Raw genomic sequence first — 17,313 nt, forward strand, 5'->3', positions numbered from 1 at the left:
CCCCATGATCTTCGTGCCGGACCATCACCCATAACAGGCCTTGGCGGAATCCGATTCGCCCGTCGAGGCACCGCCATCGCTGCGGACCACGATGACCTTGATGCAGGTCTTCCCCGTCGCCTTGATCTTGACGTTGTTCTGATCGACGTCCTGCCACGGGCCTTCGGATGTCGCAGTCAGAGTGCGCCACTTGTACTTGTCCCCGGGGCGCGGATCCGGATTGGTCCAGGAGAAGAACACGACACCCGGACCGGAGCGGGAACCGCTGAGGTTCTTCACATCGGGCACCGTGCCTTCGGCCAGTGGGTCCAATGGCTTGCCATTCTGCCCAAGGCCTGTGGTCGGCCCGTTCCCGCCGCTCTCCCGGGCTCTCGGTGCTCCCGCATTGCTTTGCAGCACGATCACGAGGACCACCGCCAGACCGAGCAGCAAGGCACCCGCGACGGCGGCGATCCAGATCCGCGTCTTGCCGCCCCGGCGTGCTGAGGATTCTTCCTCCCCGCCACGTCCGTCGGTACCGGGCCCGGTCCACGGCTGACCTGTGGTCTGATGCGGCCCGGTGTTCTGATGCGAGCCGGTGTTCTGGCTCTGCCCCGTGTCCTGGCCGCCACCCATCCCCCGCAGCACGGTGGCACTGGTGACGTCGTCCTCCTGGTTCGTCCAAGCGGAAGGCGCCGGCCATGAACTTCTCTGAGCGGTCCCGCTCGTACCGTTCCCATATCCCGTGTCCGGATACCCGGTCGCCGGTCCGGTGGACCGAAGCATCGTCGGGTCCTCCGGCAGGGTGCGGCCCGGGCCGGTGTACTGGGGCGCGGTGTTGTTCGGCGCGGTGACGGTGCCGCCGGTGTTCGGGTTGCCAGTGCGATTTCCTGAATTCTCAGGGTCGATCACGGCGACGCCACGCAGACGGGTCGCCTCCACATCCTCGTCTTCGTCCCCGTCATCCTGCATGGGGTCACCCATGACCTCGAAGGGCGTGACGGACAGGCTCAGCTCCGCCTGGATACGCTGCAGTGCCAGGCCGAAGGTGTACGCGGACGGGTAACGGGACGCCGGATTCTTCGCCATGGCAGTGGCGAGCGCCAATTGAAGGGCCTCCGGGACATCCGCCCGGCCCAGGCGCGGCAGCGGCGTGTTGCTGATCCTGTTGATCATCTCCGCATTGGAGTTGTCAGCTCCCGGAACGGCGAAGGGCGAGTGCCCGGCCAGCAGCGTGTAGACGGTGGCACCGAGCGCCCAGACGTCCACCAGGACGCCGTCGGGACTGCCGGACCGGAAACTCTCCGGAGGGGACCACGGCACCGACATGGCGCCGTCGTTGCCGTCCTCCTCAGGATCCCCGCCGATCACACCGGAGATGCCGAAGTCCGTCAGCGCCGGCCGGTTGTAGTCGGTGACCAGGATGTTCGCCGGTTTGATGTCACGGTGTGCGATGCCGGCACGGTGAGCCGTCTCGACCGCCGAAGCGACCTGAATGCCGATGGCCAGGGCCTCCTGAAGCCGGAAGCGCTCCTTGCGGTAGCGCAGGTCCAGGCTCGGGCGCGAGCAGTACTCCATGGCCAGATAGGAGTGCCCGTCCGGCGTGATGTTCGCTTCGTAGATCGTGACGATGTAAGGGTGCGTCGAGAGTTGCGCCATGAGGTTGGCCTCGGACTCGAAGGCGCGACGAGCGCCCTCCGTCTTCAGACCGGCATGAAGCACCTTGACCGCTACCTGTCGCCGCGGCCGGTCCTGCTGGTACAGGTACACATCGGCGAAGCCGCCCGAGCCGAGAACCCGGACATAGTTGAAGCCGTCGATCCGGGGCGGAGGGGCGGCGGGACGTTTGCGGCTCACGGGAGTTCCTCGAAACTGACATACACCTGGTCACCGAGCTCGGCGACATCCCCGGACAGCACCAGGGCGGTCTCGGCCTGGCCGAGGCGTCGGGGAGCCTGGCCTTCCCGGAGCAGGACGGTCCCATTGCTGGAGTTCAGATCACACAGCACCACGTTCCAGCCTTCCAGCCTGATCTCGGCGTGCGAACGCGAAATGTCCCGCTTGGGGCTGTCCAGCTGGATCAGGTGCGGCATATCGCCTCCGGAGACCCGAGAGACCGACGGCTGGCGGCCCAGGACGACATTCCTGTCCAGCAGTACGCTTTCCCCGCTGGGCAGCCGCAGACGCCCCAGTGCCGGACGCGGCACGCTCACGGCGTCGCCCGAGATGGCCGCACCGCAGCTGAGACAGTCACTGCGGGTGGGAGGGTTCGCATGGCCCACGGGGCAGAGCCGTGCCAGCACCTGCGGCCCATCGGCCGCCGGGGCAGGAGCACCGGCCGGAGCCGGCTGATCTCCGACACCGGGAAGCTCGCTCCGGAACACGGTATGCCCGTCGTGATCCGGGTCGCTCGCGCCGCCTCCCGAGGTGACCGGCCCGGACGATGACGCAGGGACCGGAGGGTACGACGGCGGGGCCGGAGGCCTCGGCGGCAGGGCGTCGGCCTGGGCAGCCGGGGACGGACCACCCGATGCCCGGGATGCCCAGGGAACCTCGTCGATGAGGCCCGCGGAGAAGTTCTCCGCGGGCGGGAGCGCGGTGCTGCCAGAACTCACGGCTGAGGAGGCTTCAGTGCCAGGAACCATCTGAGGCGTCGGCGCCTCGTACCCCGGCGTGGAGTACGCAGAGTCCTCGTCCTCCTCCTCGGCGGGTGGAAGCACGGTGTCCTCGTCGGTTCCGTCGGCATCCTCAAGCTGCGCGCCGTCGCCCGGACCGTCCTCGTGCCCGGGCTCAGCGGCGATCTCCTCTTCGGCCGGCGGAGTCCGGTCCCAGAGGTGGTCGTACGTGGTGGTCTGGTCGTTGGGAAGCTCCTGGATGCCGGCCGGGGCTTCCGGCTCCGGACGGTCTCCGGCAGCAGTCTCATCCGGCCCGGAACCCGGTTCCTCTTCGGCGTCGGCGTCGCGGGCACCGAGCAGCTGGGTGGCCAGACTGTCCGTCTGGCCGTCCATGGTGCCTTCCATGACAGGGCCGGAATCGCCGGATTCCTCGTCCCGTGCCGGAGTGTCCTCCACCGCTCCCCGATGGGCTTCGGTATCGGCTGCCAGCACCGATGCCGCGGTGAGCTCCGGAGCAAGGCCTTCTTCAGGGCCCGGGACCACGGGTTCCCCGGGGGTGGGCTCCGGCGCGGCGTCCCCTTCGGTTGCGGATTCCGGCTCAGCGGACTGCTGTCCCGTTCCCGGCAGCTCTCCGATCACCAGCGCGGAAGCGGGTACCGTCCCGGCTTCGAGCGGCAGCCAGGGCGAGTCTTCCTCCGATTCCTCTCCCGCACTCAATTCGAAGTTCTCGCTGCGCGGCAGGGTCCGTTCATTCCAGGTGGTGACCTCGCGGCCGTCCACCGTGGAACCGTCGGCGTCCAGGACCTTCACGTGGAAGGGCCCACGCAGGAACAGGCGCAACGGCCCGCGGTGATCCACCACGGCGAAATCAGGCAGCCCGGTGACGGAGGTGCCGAAGGAACCGGTCACCTCGTTCAACAATTGGTCGACGCTGGGATTGCGGCCCAGCAACTCCCAGAGCTCGTGAATCCGCTCCGCTCCGGCGTCCGGGTCCACTGCCACGGCGATGCCGTTGCGGAGCACGAACAACCAGTTTCCCTGCCGATAGTGCTTGAGCGTCATCGTTCTTCTCCTGCCGTCCCCTGCTCCGCGTCCGCCTCCGTGTCATCTTCCCCGGCGGGAGCAAGCATCTCCCGGGGCAGCGTGTCCTCGGTTTCCGACTCGATCCGTGGAGAAGTGGTCAGCTCGCCGTCCCCGGCGGACGCGTCCACCACCACCACTGTCACATTGTCCCGTCCGCCATTGCGCAGCGCCGCCTGCACCAGCGCATCTGCCGCGTCCTGCGGGTTGAAGACGCTCTTCAGTGTCTGATGCAGGAACTCGTCGGAGACTTCACCGGTCAGCCCGTCCGAGCAGACCATGATGCGGTCGCCGTCTTCAATGGGCAGCAGCCAATAATCCGGCACGCCGCCGTCGCCACTTCCCAGCGCCCGGGTCACGACATGCCTCCGGGGGTGCCGCAGCGCCTGGCTGGGCGAGATGGACCCACTGTCGATCAGTTCCTGGACCTCGGAATGATCCACCGTGATGCGCTCGAAGCCGGTCCGGTTCAACCGGTAGGTCCGGGCATCTCCCACGTTGAAGACCAGCCAGTACGGCCGATGCCCCTGTTCCACCACCACGACACCACTGAGCGTGGTGCCTGCGCGGCCTCCCGCCTGCTGACGGATGGCCACATCCGCCTCGTGGAGAGCCTGCTGCAGGAGATCGGCGTCGACGTCACGGTTGCCCTCCGGGGTGGCAAGCCGGTGGGCCAGGGTGCGAACGCAAATGCCACTGGCGATCTCACCCGCTTCGTGGCCGCCCATGCCGTCTGCGACGGCGAATACCGGGTCCTGGGCGATGAGCGAATCCTCGTTCAGCTCGCGGCGCAGGCCCCGGTCCGTGCCGAAACCGGAACTCAGGGTGAGGGGCCCGGCGTCCGGGACGGGGGCGAAATCAGAGGGGACTTCAGAGATCATGGTGTGCTCAGCCTAAAAGTCCTGTCCCCGAATTTCACGCTGGAACCCGTTCGGACAAATCGTGCCTCGCCGGGAATCAGCCGGACGACGCTGCCGTCGGACAGCAATTCACCACTGCCATTGGTGGACTGGCGGTCCGTGACCCAGGCTCCTCCCGTGGCCGGAAGCACCAGGAGATGGGTCTTGGAGATCGATCTCCCCGGGTCTTCGAGCGCGAGCAGGAGCAACTGCTCCTCCCCCGCCCGGCCGGACGGATTGCGCCCGATCAGCACGCCGCCGTTCAGCGGGACCTGTCCGCCGTCGTCGAAATGAAGTACGACGCCGCCCGCGGACGCACCACCGGCCGGCAGATGAGAGCGCAACAGGGTCTCGCCGTTGTCGCCCGACGCCTGCGGCGGCGCGAAAGGCTCCGCGGCGGGCTGGAAGGCCTGCGGCTGGAACGGTGCAGGCTGGAACGGCATCTGCTGCGCGGGGCCGCCGAACTGCTGCTGAGCGGGCTGGGCCACCGGGTAAGGGGCCTGCGGGACCGGAGGAACAGCCGACGGCGCGGGAGCAGCCTGGGTCCCAGGGCCGGCCGTCTGCTGCGGAGCCACGGGCTGCTGGAGCCCGCCGGGCGGAACCGCCAGCGGAGACGCCACGGGCCGGACCGCCGGAAGATCCATGGTCGGATAGCTATGGGCCCCGTTGAGGCCTTGGGTCGTCACCGGATTGCGTCCTGCGCGGACGTCGAACACCAGCGTCCGGGCGGCCTTGTCATGCCAGCCTTGTCTGCGGTCCTGAGGATCCCAGCCGTTGGAGAGGCCCACCACCACGAACCAGGCGAAGGAGATGAACGAACCGATCGAACTGACCAGCTGCGTCACTCCGAGCGGAGCGAAGAACCCGAGGATGACGCCCAGCACCGTGAAGAGGACGTTCGGCGCCACCAGCACCAGCCAGCGCAGGAAGACGGCTCCGGCGCCCGGGGCGTACCCCTCAAGCTCCGTGGTGCGGATTCCGAAGAGTGCGTTGCCCACCGAGTTGCCGCGGCGAGCCTCCCAGATCCACTGGCTGATGACATAGATCAAGGCGAGAAGCACACCGACACCCATCACGATGATGGCGAAGACCACGTCCTCCTGGCTCGGCCCCAGATTCGTCGCTCCGGGCAGACCGTTCCGGAGCAGCGCCGCCAGACCGACCGAGGCGAGGACGCCCAGGATGATCCCTGGGATCGCCGCATCGATGACCTTGGCGAAGAGGCGCTTGACCGCACCGGCCCGGACCACTGCCTGCTGCTCCGGACGCTGGTCCGGATGCTGTGCCACGGTCCCGGGCCTGGTGGACTGCCATGATGCGGTTGCGGCAGGTGCCTGCTGAGACGGATCCGCACCCTGCCGGAGAGCGGCCCGGTTGCTCAACGAGGTGCCGCAGGACAGGCAGAAACTGGCCCCCGGGTTGAGCTGTTGCTGACACTGTGGGCAGCGCTCGGCCTCAATGCTCATCGCGCTTCTCCTTGCCGCGTCGTACTTTCTCCAGAAGGCCGCGAGGCCCCGATTCCAAGAGCGTCCTGGTCTCCACCAGGAGGGACCGCGGCGAGAACCTGGCCCGTTGGCGGCGCCAGAAACCAAGGTCCTTGGTCAGGCCGGCCAGCGATTCGTCGACGCTCGCCCAGTAGGCCTTCACGTCCTCTTCCCCCGGCTGTCCCGCGCCGAACACGGCGGCGTCCGCCCGCCGGGCGAGCATCACCGTGCCTGAGGCCGCCGATGGGAACGCCTCGCCGACGACGCTGGACGTCTCTTTCCGCGTCGCCCGTGGGTCCACGGGCGTGCCGAGGTCGGTGGCCAGACTGACCACTTCGCTCCAGCCTCCCGAGAACCGCTGGGCCGGTGCGCCCTCGGTGGACCGCTTCTTGCGACGACGGCTCTTGAGGAACGCGACCAGGATCAGCGGCAAGGCCAGGATGGCCAGTGGCAGTGCGATCAGACCGATGGTGACCAGGATCGGACCCAGGATGGACCACAGGTCGTTCTTCTTCTGATCAGCATCCGCGGCCTGCGGCTGCGAGTCCGGCGGCAATTCGGCCGGCTCCTGCGGCGGAGGCGGCGGCTGAAGCACCTGCGGCTTGGGCTTGGAATTCTTCTCCGGGTCGGGCGGAATCGGCACATTGTCCTTGGGCGGGGTCGGGTCGAAGGGGACCCAGCCGACCCGGTCGAAGTTGACCTCCACCCAGGCGTGCACGTCCTTGCCCTTGATGGGCACGGTCCCTGCGCCGTTCTGCGGGCTCTTGGGATCAGGGTAGAAACCCATCACCACCCGGGCCGGAATGTCCAGCTCCCGGCACACCAGCGCCATGGCGGTGGCGTACTGCTCATCGTCGCCGAGCATCTGCTTGGCCGTGAACAGGCTCGAGATCCTGGCAGCACCGTGACCGGAGAGACTCGGCACCTGTCCTTCGGTGACCAGACCGTTGCTGAAGGCGCCCTTCGTCTTGAAATAGGACTCGATCTGGCGGACCCGGTCGATCGACGTAGGGGCGTCCCCTGCGATGCTGTCCGCGTGCTGCTTCAGAGCCTGAGGAACCGATTCGGTGTCAGGCATCGTGTTCGGTCCGAAACCGTACTGGGTCAGCTGACCGTGCCCCAGCACCGGCGGTGCCTGCACCTGGACGGTGTAGTGGTCGCCCTGTGACAGACCCTGGGTGCTGATCGCCGTGTCCGAACCGGAATTGAAGTAGAGACCGGCCCCGGCCGCACTGGAGTCCGGGAAGCCGAACCCGACGTCTTTGGTGCCTCCCGGAACGAAGTAGCCCTGGTAGTCCTGCACGGTGACGTCGATCGTGTAGTCGGTGCTGCCGGAACCCGGATCCTGTGCCAGAGGGTTCAGCGCCCGCGCATCACCCACCTTGCTGAAATCGCCCGTCCCATTGGGATCCACGTTGTAGACGGTCCCGTTGTAATAGTCGAGCGCGGCCAGACGGACGCGGCCGTCCTTGGGCAGTCCCTTGACCTCGAAGAGGGTCTTGTCCTTCTCGTCCTTGACCATGGTGCGGAAGCTGGCCAGCGGTGTGATGTAGTTCCGCGGATCGAACGGCGGCACGACGACGTTGCGCAGCACCTTCCGCTCATCGCTGGCGCTGATCGCCGGGGCCGCGACGGCGGTGATGCCCACCGCGCCGGCCAGGACCGCGGCACCGAGTGCCAGGCGGTTGAGCTGGGCACGCCGGACGGCACCGGCGTCGTGCGAGGTGTTGCCTGACAGCACCCGCGCATCCGCGCCCCGCAGCCGGTTACGGCGCCACGAGGTCCAGACCAGCGCCAGAACACCCAGTGCGGCGCCACGCGGCACGGTCAGGAAGTTCGCGCTCGTGCTGAATGCGACGCCCACCACGAAGAGCACGACCACCGGCAGCAGCGGCCAGAGGGCGCTGCGCGCACGCCAGGTGAGCAGGCCTGCGGCGACCGAGCAGATCAGAGCGGCCAGGAACGGGACCACGAGCATGCCGTCCGAGACGCCCACGGGGACGCCTACGGTGAGCATGTCTTTCCAGGAGAAGACGATGCCCAGCAGGAGCGTCCGCAGGGAGTCCAGGCTCGGCAGGAAACCGAAAAGGGCCTGCGTAGGGGTCGCAAGGGCGTTGCCGAACAGGAAGTACACCAGGACGCCGGCGCCGGCCGTGGCCAGGACACCCAGCTTGAGGCGGTGGCTGAGCGCGGCGACGCCGAGGCCCAGCACCACCCCGCCCAGCCCGGCCAGGAGGTACCGGAGGTCTCCTCCGTAGCTCAGGTGCAAGCCCAGGACACCGAGGCCGAGCAGCACGAAGAGAGCGAGCGCGTCGAGAGTGCTGGTCCAGACGACGCTGCCGGGATCTTTCAGAACCCGCGTGGTCGATGAGGTGCTCATGCGGCCGCCTTTCGCAGGACGAGGGCCAGCTCATCCAGACCGCCGAGCGTCAGCACGGTCAGTTCGGCGATGCTGGCCCGGGAGGGTGCCGCTCCGGGCTGCACCCGGATGGCCAAGGCACGGACCCCCGGCGCTACGGAGGCGGAGCAGGAACGCAGCTGGGCAGGGCTGACGTGGCTTCCCACGATAAAGAAGACCACGGAGGCGTTCGGGACCCGGTCGGCGAGCGCGCGGGCCAGATGGACCGCATCCTTCCGCCCGCTCATGCCGTTCAGCCGTGTCGCGTCGTCCAGCATGGTGCGGCCGGTGGCGCAGCGGAAAGGACCTCGCTGGGTGAGCACGTCCAGTTCGCGCTGCTCCACCAAGGCCTGGCGCCCGATGGAGCAGGCCACGGAGATCGCCAGCTCGAACTCGTCCTCACTGGAGTACTCGTCCAGATTGGCGGACAGGGCGATGGCCAGGTGCGCCCGCCGGGTCTCCTCGAACTGGCGGACCATGAGTTCCCCGACGCGTGCCACGGTCTTCCAGTGGATGTGGCGCCGGTCGTCCCCGGGGGCGTATTCCCTCAGGGCGTGGAAGGAGACGTCGGTGTTGGACAACTCGCGGGTGGACAGACCCTCCAGGTCCTTGATGAAGCCCGCAGCCGGGCTGCCCAGTGCCACCGTCCGGGGGTGCACGAAGAGTTCCACCGGATCGGTCCAGCGGATCTGTCGCTTCAGCAATTGCAATGGATCGGCCCGGACGGAGACGACCGGTCCGACCATGATCACCTGGCGGCGCGCGGTCGGAATGGTGAAGAGGTCTTCGTGAAGCTCAGCCGGGCGGAGCCTCGGGATGGAGAAGCTGGCGACGGCGCGTCCCACCGGCAGTTCCAGGGTGGAATGCATGACCGGCCGCGTGGCGGTGTTCACCACGGAGATCCCGCCGACCGCGTTGTCCCCGACGGAGACGCGAGTCCGTGTCAGGTCCAGAGTGACGCGGTAGGAAGTCCGGCCCAGGATGAAGGCACAGGCGGCCACCAGGAGCAGCACCAGCAGGAGCCCGAGCGCCGTCGCCTCCTGCCAGCCGTAAAACATGGCGAAGCAGAGCATGACGAGTGCCACGGCCAGGGAGACCCAGCCCAGTGGTGTCACCACGCCCAGCACGGGCGCGGCCCACCGGGTGAAGAGCCGGCGGATCACGCGGGTCGCAGGAGCGCAGAGGTCCACCAGGACAGCCCAGGCCTGGCGGATCATGGACACAGGACGGGCCGTGACGTTCCGGATTCCGTTCAGGGCCGTCACAGCCCCGCCCTGGACCGCCGTGGCCCGCTGTCCGCGACTCCGGCCGGAAGCCGGTGACGCTCCGGCGGGCTTGGCCGCCGTCGTCCGCTTGCCGCCGGACGGTTTGCGGGCTGGACGCGGCTTCGACCCGCGCGCGGCTTTCCCGGCCGCCTTCCCGGAGGCACCCCCCGGTGCGTCGGTCGGCTCCGGCTGGCGCCGGACGGTCCGGTCGTCCACCGCCTGGTCCTCGGGAGGTGGTGACTGCTGCGCTGCGGCCTGGCGGGCCTCCCGCGCGGCCCGCCGTGAGGCTGGGGCGTTCTCGCTCATCTGTGCTGTGCTTTCGGCTCCGTGGTGATGTGAGTCCGGCGTGCGTGGCGCCGGTTCAGGCCCGTTGCTGATTCAGGCCTGCGCTGATTCAGGCCCTCTGCTGCGGCGCGGCGATATCGCTGAGCACGCGCGTGATGATCTGTTCCGGGGTGGCTCCGGAGAACTCGGCCTCGGGGTCCATGACCAGGCGGTGGGTCCAGACCACGGCCGCGAGTTCCTTCACATCGTCCGGAAGCACGTAGTTGCGCCCCTGGGCGGCTGCCCAGACCTTGGCGGCGCGCACCATGGCCAGGGCTCCACGGACCGACACACCGAGGCGGGTCTGCGGGGCGTTCCGGGTCTCCTCCGTCAGCCGGGAGACGTAGCCGAGCACGGCGGGGTCGACATGGTTGGTCGAGGCCAGGTCCGCCATGTCCGCGATCGCCTTGGTGGTGATGATGGGAGTCAGGTTCTTCGACCGGTCCCGGACCGTGGCTCCGCCGAGGAGTTCGACGGTGGAGTTGTGGTCCGGGTAGCCGATGCTCGTCTTGATCAGGAAGCGGTCCAGCTGGGCCTCCGGCAGACGGTAGGTGCCCGCCTGCTCGATGGGGTTCTGGGTTGCGAGCACCATGAAGGGCCGCTTGGCATCGTAAGTGACGCCGTCGACGGTCACGCGGGACTCCTCCATGACCTCCAGAAGAGCCGACTGCGTCTTCGGGGACGCACGGTTGATCTCGTCGGCGAGCACGATGTTCGCGAAGACCGGGCCCTCGTGGAACGTGAACTGCTGCGTCTTCTGGTCGTAGATGTTCACGCCCGTGACGTCCGAGGGAAGCAGGTCCGGAGTGAACTGGATGCGGTTGTGGGAACCCTGGACACTCGCGGCCAGGGCTCGGGCGAGCGAGGTCTTGCCCGTGCCGGGCGCGTCCTCGAACAGTACGTGGCCTTCCGCGAGCATGGTCATGACGGTCAGCCGGATGACGTGCTGTTTACCCAGCACGGCCTGGCCGACATTGGCCACGAGTTTCTCGAACGTCCCTGCGAACCAGGTGGCCTGCTCTGCGGTCATGGTCATTGCTGTGTGTTCCTTCGTCTCGAGTGAATGGTGTGGAGTCTAGCGCTCAGCGGCCGGGGCCGGGGCCGGGGTTCGTGGTCAGCATCCGGGCGGCGCACCACCGTACACGTCCACAGTGGTGGACTTGACGTACCAACCGGCCTTCGGAGACTCCGTCAGGCGATACCACATGGTGCCGTTGTTGTAGATGGGCTTGGAGCAGTCCACGTTCAGCTTGCCCCAGGTGCGTTCCACCCAGCCGGCACCGCAGCTCGGGCCACTGGGATTGAAGGTGTCCGGCACACCGGGCTTGCCCGGGCAGGTGCGGTTGTCACCGGCCTTGACCTGGATCTGGTGACTCGGCGGTGGCGTCGGATCGGCTCCGGAGGTGGCCCCTGCGCTGCCCCAGTTGCCGCAGTCGTTGTTGCCATCGGTGCCATTGCAGGCGAGGACGTCCAAAGTCCGCGAGCGGCCGTAACCGCCGGTGTCGATCTTATAGCTGGTGTTCATCCCGACGCTCGTCCAGGCGCCCCCGTTGACCCGCACTTCGAAGCGATTGATGGCCCGGCCGTTGTTGGCAGGGGTGCTCCACGTCCAGTGCACGGAGGTGTCGCCCTTGGCGGACGTGCCGCCGTTGACATTGGGCTGCCCCGGCGGGCCGTACGGCACGGCATGCCCGACGTTCTGGGCATCGCCTGCGACGGCGCTCTTCGAGGAGTGCGCCACGATCTGCACCGTGACGTCCTTGCCCGCGGGTTGGCCCCTGATGACCCCGCCACCGGCCGGAATCGGACCGTTGCCGTAGGCCGTCCGCCATTCGTAACTGATCTCAGATGCCGAGGAACCGTTGCGGGCCGCCGCGGTCAGCGGTGTGAAGACCACCTTGAGGTCGTCTCCGTTGCCCGGTGCCGTGACGGAACCACCCGTCACCATGCCCGGCTTGCCGGCAGCCCGGACGGCATTGGACTGCGCGCTGGCCGCGCTCTTGCCGGCCTTGTTCGTGGCCGCCACGGTGAAGCTGTAGTCGGTCTCCGAATTGCCCATGGTGACGTTGGCGCTGGTCGCATTGCCCGGCACCGTCAGGGACTTGACGACGCTTCCGCCGTGATAAGTGGTGAGGGTGTAGGAGCTGATGTCCGCACCGTTGGAGTCAGGGGCCGACCAATTGACGCTGATCTGGCTCTGGGTGCCGACCGAATCGGTGGCGCTCGCCTGCGGTGCCTGCGGCTGGACCGGGACGCCTGCGGGCGTCTCCGCCGGAGAGTAGGCACTCCAATCACTCGGCTCCGGTGCCCGGTTCGAGGCCCGGACCCGGAACTTGTAGGCGACGCCGTTCTTGAGCCCGGTCCATACGACAGCAGGGGCTTTCAGACCCTGCTTCGACGAAACTCCGCTGGGAGCCGGAGGGGAGATCTCCAGTTCGTACGAGCTGACCGGAGACCCCTTCGTCAGGGGTGGCTGCCAGGACACGCTGATCTGCTTGTCGCCGAACTTGGTGGCAGGCGGGTTCGGCTGCTCAGGACGCGTGTCGGGGCGGACTTCTGCGGACGGCGGCGATGGCTGCGACTCCCCCACCTCGTTGGTCGCCGTCACGGTGAAGTGGTACTTCACATCGTTCGTCAGGCCCGTCAGTGTGCAGGTGTTGACCGGGCACTGCTGGGTGAACCCTTCGCCCTTCACCGTGTAGTACTTGATCGCTGTGCCCCGGTCGGCAGGCGGACGCCACGTCAGCAGTGCCGTACGGTCGCCGACATTGCTCGCGCTCGGGATACCCGGCACGTCCGGCTTGTCACGAACGGTGAGACGGATCCTTGCGGTGGCGGAACGGCTCGGGTCGTTCTTCTTGTCCAGTACCGTGTAGGCCACCACCATGGTGCCGCTGAATCCCTTGTCCGGTGTGACCACGACCTTGTCACCGTCGATGACCGAGGTGCCGGCTCCTGTTTCGACCGACGCGGTGGAGATCTTGAGCGGCGTCTCAGGATACGGGTTCACGTCGTTGGCGAGCACTGGAACGGACTCGGGCCGTCCCGCATTCGCGTCATCCACAGAGTCGTCATTGGCCACGGGCAACGGACGCACCGAGGCCTTCGCCACCAAGGTGAAGTCCGCCTCGGCGCTCCCGCCGCGTCCGTCGTCGGCCTTGAGCCGGACGGTGGCGCGCGTGCCCGGTTTCGTATCGCCCTTCAGCGAAGTCTTCAGGGTGTTCCCGTCCACGCTGGCATCGAAGCCCGCCGGCGGGTTGCCGACCACGGAGTAGCGGAGCTGATCCTGGCTGTCGGGATCACTGCCGAGCTTGGCGAGGTCCGTGCTGGCTCCGCCGTCCTCGGCCACCTCAACGGTGCTGCCGAGCAGGCGTGGCGGGTGATTCCGGTCAGGGTCTGCGGTGACCTTGACCTTGATGGTCAAGGTGGCCTTCAGACCGGCGGGATCGTCCGGTCCGGTGCCGTCGGTGACCTCGAAGCTCAGAGAACCCGGGCCGACGTAATCGGGGTCGGCGTGATAGCGCAGCGCCGTGCCGTTGCCCTGGATCGCGTCCTGGGCCATGCCGCCGATCAGCGTGACACGGTCCGCCTGAGTGAGACGGGGACTGCGGCCGTCCCGGACCTTCACCCACTCGTTCAGATTGAAGTCGAGGCTGGACCCCGCCTTCACCTCAAGGACGTCGTCCTTGGCCAGGACCGGGATCTGCTCGCCGATGCCCGGGACCCAGACGATGGCGGTGGCCTTGAGGCCGTCGACGTCCTCCACGGTGTACGGCACCAGCTGCGGGTCCTTCAAGAGGTTCACGATCAGCTTGCCCTTGCCGTCCGGGTGCGCGCTGGCCGACTCGGTGGCGACCTTGAGCTTCTCCCCGACGCCGTCCGGGTCCTCGTCATTGTCCAGGACAGGAACTTCGACGCTGGTCTTGCCCAAGGTCTGAGCCTGAGTGACACGGTCGTCCCGGGCGATGGGTGCCTTGAGCGGTACGTTCTTCTTGGCGATCACACGGACCGAGGCGTCCGCGGTCGCGCCGCGGGAATCCGCGATCGTGTAGCGCAGGCTCGACGTCCCTTCCTCGGACGGCGCGGTGACCAGGATCCGGTGGCTGACCTCACTGACGGAGGCTTTCAGCTCCGCCTTGGCGTCCAGCTTGTCCTTCAGGATGGAGATGCTGTCGCCGTCGGGATCCGAGTCGTTGCTGAGTGCGGCGACGGCGACCTCCCGTCCGGGACGGACCGTCACGGTGTCGTCCACGGCCGACGGGTTCTGGTTCACGGCTGGAAGAGGAGCGATGCCCACCGTCACCAAGGCGGTTGCCACGGCTCCCTGGCGGTCCTGGATGCGGTACTGGAAGGTGTCCGTTCCGAACGATCCGGTCGCTGCGGTGTAGTCGATGTAGTTGCTGCCGAGCTCGGCGGTCCCCTTCTTGGGGGCGCTCCCGAGTCCTACGAGCTGCACGGAGTCTCCGTCCGGGTCCACTCCGTCCAGGGGAATGGCGATCCTCACGGTGCCACCGGCGATGACACGGCTCGTGACGGGTTTCGGCTCCGGCCGGGTGTTCTCACGGCCTTCGAGAGGCAGGATGTGGATGGTGATCGGGGCCGCGCTCTTCTGCCCTTGCGGATCGACGGCCTGGTAGATGACCCGGAGGGTCTTCGGGGTCGGTCCGGCCAGGAAACGGACGGTCTTCTCCGAGACCCAGGCCTTGCCGTCGGCGGGGTCGGGCAACTGTTCCAGCTTCGGATCAACGCTGAGTTCAGCACCCTGAGGATGAGTGTCGTTCTCCAGCACCGGAATGGTCACCACGTCGTTGACGCGGACGTTCACCTCGTCCGCCTTGGGTTCGGGCGCCTGGATGACCGCCGGGGCCGGCACCGGGATGACCGAGATGGTCCCGGTGGCTGACTTCTTGCCATTGGAGATCGTGTACCGGATGGTGCTCGGCGCGTTGGCGCCACGCACATCGGTGATCCGCAGGACCTCGTGGTTGAGGATGGTCGCGGCGACTCCCGACTCGGGGTCCACCGAGATCGACTGGAGCACCAGCACTCCCCCGGCCGGATCGTCGTCGTTGGCCAGCGGCGCGAGGAGCGTCTGCCCGCCGGTGGGGAGCAGCGCGACATCGTGCACCGCCGACGGCGCACCGTCTTCGCTGCCGGAGACGACATCGACGCGGATCAGTCCGACATTGCTCTGGGGGCCGTTGCTGACCACGTAGCTGACGTAATAGGTTCCCTCGGCTTTGGCGAGGAAAGTGAAGGTCCCGGCGTCCGTGACCGGTCCCAGTTGTGCCCGCCCCTGTGCGTCCACACTGGCCAGCCTGAGATTGCCGCCGTTCGGATCCACATCGTTCTTCAACGGGGAGATGGTGGCCGGCTGGCCCGCGACCGCGCTCACATGGTCGGCGTTGACCTGCGGAACCAGGGCGCCGTTCGGGCGGACATCCACCGTCACCCGGCCCGTGGTGCTCTCCCGGCCGTCCCAGACAGTGATGCTGACGGTCTTGCGACCCGGGCCCACGCCCGAGTCCTGGAAGCTCAGAAGGCCGTCACGGCGCACCTTGACCTGGTCCTGAGGGTTCTCGGTCTTGGCGTCCAGGAGAACGAGCTCATCACCGTCCGGATCCATCCAGTCGGTGAGCACGTTCTGGCTCACCTGTTTGCCGTTCTCCACGACCATGGTGGTGGCTCGGTCAGGCTTGAGCCTCGGCGGAGTGTTCTCCTTGTTGCCCACCACCCTCAGGGTCACCGTGGCGTCCTTGGACCCACCGCGGCCGTCCTCGGCGAGATATTTGAACGTCTCCGTGCCGGGTGAGGCGGAGGCTGGAACCGCGATCTGGAAAGCGGTGCGTCCGTAGATGGGCTCCACAGTGCCTGCCTTCGGCCCATCACCCTCGACCCGGGCGGTCAGCACGTCGCCGTCAGGATCGCTGTCGTTCTCCAGGACGGGAAGGATCGTGGTCTGGCCCGGACGCACTCCGAAGTTGTCCGGCTTCGGCTGCGGCGGTCTATTGGGTTTGGTCCGGTCCGGGAGGACGTTCTTGGCGGTCGTGTCGGAGGAGTTGTCGTCCTGTTCCGAGTTGTGGTTCTTCGGTGGGATGACGTCATCCCAGTTGTCCACCAGGAGCATGTCCTGGTTGACGAGCCACACCGTTCCGGAGTTCACGTCGTTCAGGACCACGTTGTCCCGGTTCACCCGGAACACGAACTGGGGGTTCCTGCTGGATTTCGGTACGTCCTGACGACGGTCGTCCTGAGGGTTCTGGCAGATCCGCAGGTACTTGCCCGAGCCGCCCCACGCGCTGTATGTGCAGCCGTTCAGCTGCACGGGCGCCGCGGGGACCCCGGTGCCATCGACGGGAAACTTCTTCGCTTCCCCGCCGCCCAGCGGGATCTTCCACAGCGCGCCGGCGCTGGCCAGAGCGACGGCGTCGGCATCCCCGCCGGGCTGCTGCAGCAGAGCCCCACGGGAATCCGGGATGGAGATGCTGGAGCCGTCGTCACGGATCACTCTCCCGCTCGTGGGCTCGAAGACCACCAGATGATCGCCCACAGCGGTGAGCTGGATGTCACCCAGCCCCTTGTAGGCGGCCACGGAACGAGTCTGCTTCTGCCCGGGACGGCCGTTCGCATCGACCGGCAGTTCGGTCAGTTCCCCTTTCCCGCGGTCAATGCTGTACACGGTGCCGTCCTGGCCCGTGACCGTGTTCTGTCCCTCGGAGCCCTGCAGCGCCACCGGGGAGTTCTCGGGGTTGAAGCCCGGCAACTCGTCCGGGGTGGTCACCCAGACTTTGCCGGTGGCGGCATCGGTCACCGAAACGACTGAGCCTCCCAGGGACACCTCTGCCGTGGGAGGAAGCTTGTAGTCGGGACCCAGCTTCACCGTGGCCGGGTCGACCGTGTTCAGATTGCCCGCCACACCGTCGTCGACGATGATCCGGCCGGCATTCTGCTGGATGTCAAAACTGGTGCTCGCGGGTGTCACGGCACCGTCGAGCACCTTGGATGCGTAGTTGAGCCGCCCCACCGCATTGCGCGCCTTCGAGGTCACCCACACCCCGCCGTCGTTCAAGTCCACCTCAGCGGTCTTGAACCCCGGATACGCCAGCGCAGCAGCCGCCAACGACAACGACACCACCGTCACCGAGGTGACGGCTATTGCGCGGCGTGCCTTCTTGCCAAGTCTGCGGACTTTTCCGGCAGGGCTCACGATGTGCGGCTCCTTGTGCGTGACGAGTGAAGCGGTATGCAGGAGGCCTTCCCCGGTGGCCT

At 67.5% G+C, this 17,313-nt stretch carries 8 protein-coding genes; all 8 read right to left on the reverse strand.

The genetic code is table 11. The features are described 5' to 3' along the window. Positions 1 to 24 precede the first annotated feature (24 nt). Positions 25 to 1,836 (reverse strand): serine/threonine-protein kinase, encoded by a 1,812-nt coding sequence (locus ACIPXZ_RS08040; RefSeq protein WP_400592143.1) that lies wholly within the window; start codon positions 1,834 to 1,836, stop codon positions 25 to 27. Beyond that, positions 1,833 to 3,656, reverse strand: coding sequence for an FHA domain-containing protein (locus ACIPXZ_RS08045; RefSeq protein WP_400592146.1), 1,824 nt, complete (start codon positions 3,654 to 3,656; stop codon positions 1,833 to 1,835). The genes ACIPXZ_RS08040 and ACIPXZ_RS08045 overlap by 4 nt, the downstream gene beginning before the upstream one ends. After that, a complete protein-coding gene (locus ACIPXZ_RS08050; RefSeq protein ID WP_400592149.1) occupies positions 3,653 to 4,555 on the reverse strand; it encodes a PP2C family protein-serine/threonine phosphatase in 903 nt (300 codons plus the stop codon). The genes ACIPXZ_RS08045 and ACIPXZ_RS08050 overlap by 4 nt, the downstream gene beginning before the upstream one ends. Next, positions 4,552 to 6,039 (reverse strand): RDD family protein, encoded by a 1,488-nt coding sequence (locus tag ACIPXZ_RS08055; protein ID WP_400592151.1) that lies wholly within the window; start codon positions 6,037 to 6,039, stop codon positions 4,552 to 4,554. The genes ACIPXZ_RS08050 and ACIPXZ_RS08055 overlap by 4 nt, the downstream gene beginning before the upstream one ends. Further along, complete coding sequence (locus ACIPXZ_RS08060; protein ID WP_400592154.1) at positions 6,029 to 8,437, reverse strand: transglutaminaseTgpA domain-containing protein; 2,409 nt, start codon at positions 8,435 to 8,437, stop codon at positions 6,029 to 6,031. Before ACIPXZ_RS08060 ends, ACIPXZ_RS08055 begins: the two co-directional genes overlap by 11 nt. Further along, on the reverse strand, positions 8,434 to 9,672 hold the full coding sequence (locus ACIPXZ_RS08065; protein WP_400592717.1) for a DUF58 domain-containing protein: 1,239 nt from the start codon (positions 9,670 to 9,672) through the stop codon (positions 8,434 to 8,436). Before ACIPXZ_RS08065 ends, ACIPXZ_RS08060 begins: the two co-directional genes overlap by 4 nt. A 442-nt stretch (positions 9,673 to 10,114) precedes the next feature. Continuing rightward, positions 10,115 to 11,080, reverse strand: coding sequence for an AAA family ATPase (locus ACIPXZ_RS08070; protein WP_400592157.1), 966 nt, complete (start codon positions 11,078 to 11,080; stop codon positions 10,115 to 10,117). Positions 11,081 to 11,158: 78 nt separating this feature from the next. Beyond that, complete coding sequence (locus ACIPXZ_RS08075; protein WP_400592160.1) at positions 11,159 to 17,251, reverse strand: Ig-like domain-containing protein; 6,093 nt, start codon at positions 17,249 to 17,251, stop codon at positions 11,159 to 11,161. Positions 17,252 to 17,313: the final 62 nt, after the last annotated feature.

It is taken from the genome of Arthrobacter sp. NPDC090010 (assembly GCF_044748305.1).
GTDB lineage: Bacteria > Actinomycetota > Actinomycetes > Actinomycetales > Micrococcaceae > Arthrobacter_E.